Consider the following 1,080-nt stretch of genomic DNA (forward strand, 5'->3'; position numbering starts at 1 on the left):
TCAGCGTTCGACCTCTCCGCGGATGAATTTCTCGACGTAGTCGCGGGCCTGGTCGTCGGAGTACTGCTCGGGGGGTGACTTCATGAAGTAGGAGGAGGCCGACAGGATGGGGCCGGCGATGCCGCGGTCGAGGGCGATCTTGGCGGCGCGGACGGCGTCGATGATGATGCCGGCGGAGTTGGGGGAGTCCCATACTTCGAGTTTGTATTCGAGGTTGAGTGGGGTGTCGCCGAAGGAGCGGCCTTCGAGTCGGACGTAGGCCCATTTGCGGTCGTCGAGCCAGGGCACGTGGTCGGACGGGCCGATGTGGACGTCGCTTTTGCCCATTTCGCGGGGGATCTGCGAGGTGACCGACTGGGTTTTGGAGATCTTCTTGGACTGCAGGCGCTTGCGCTCCAGCATGTTCATGAAGTCCATGTTGCCGCCGAAGTTGAGTTGGTAGGTGCGCAGGAGTTCGACGCCGCGGTCTTCGAAGAGTTTGGCCATCACGCGGTGGGTGATGGTGGCGCCGACCTGGGATTTGATGTCGTCGCCGATGATGGGGACGCCTGCTTGGGTGAATTTGGCTGCCCAGTGGGGGTCGGAGGCGATGAAGACGGGCAGGGCGTTGACGAAGGCGACGCCCGCGTCCAGGGCGCATTGGGCGTAGAAGCGGTCGGCGTCTTCGCTGCCGACGGGCAGGTAGGAGACCAGGACGTCGACCTGCTGCTCGCGCAGGATGTGGACCACGTCGACGGGTGTCTCGTCGGATTCTTCGATGATGTCCTGGTAGAACTCGCCGAGGCCGTCGTGGGTGTGTCCGCGTTGCACGGTCACTCCGGTGGGTGGCACGTCGGTGATTTTGATGGTGTTGTTCTCGCTGGCGACGATCGCCTCGGACAGGTCGCGGCCGACCTTCTTGGCGTCGACGTCGAAGGCCGCGACGAACTCGACGTCGCCGACGTGGTAATCGCCGAACTTCACGTGCATCAGGCCCGGGACCCGTACGTCCGGGTCGGCGTCCTTGTAGTAGTGAACGCCCTGGACCAGCGACGACGCGCAGTTGCCGACACCGACAATGGCCACGCGAACCGAACCCAT

At 63.8% G+C, this 1,080-nt stretch carries 1 protein-coding gene; it reads right to left on the reverse strand.

Annotation, left to right across the window (positions count from 1 at the left end; translation table 11 throughout):
* Positions 1 to 1,080, reverse strand: a 1,080-nt coding sequence (locus tag E1292_RS50465) for an inositol-3-phosphate synthase (RefSeq protein WP_132606883.1), incomplete at its 5' end; no start/stop codon positions are given.

Source organism: Nonomuraea deserti (assembly GCF_004348685.1).
In the GTDB taxonomy this organism is placed as follows: domain Bacteria; phylum Actinomycetota; class Actinomycetes; order Streptosporangiales; family Streptosporangiaceae; genus Nonomuraea; species Nonomuraea deserti.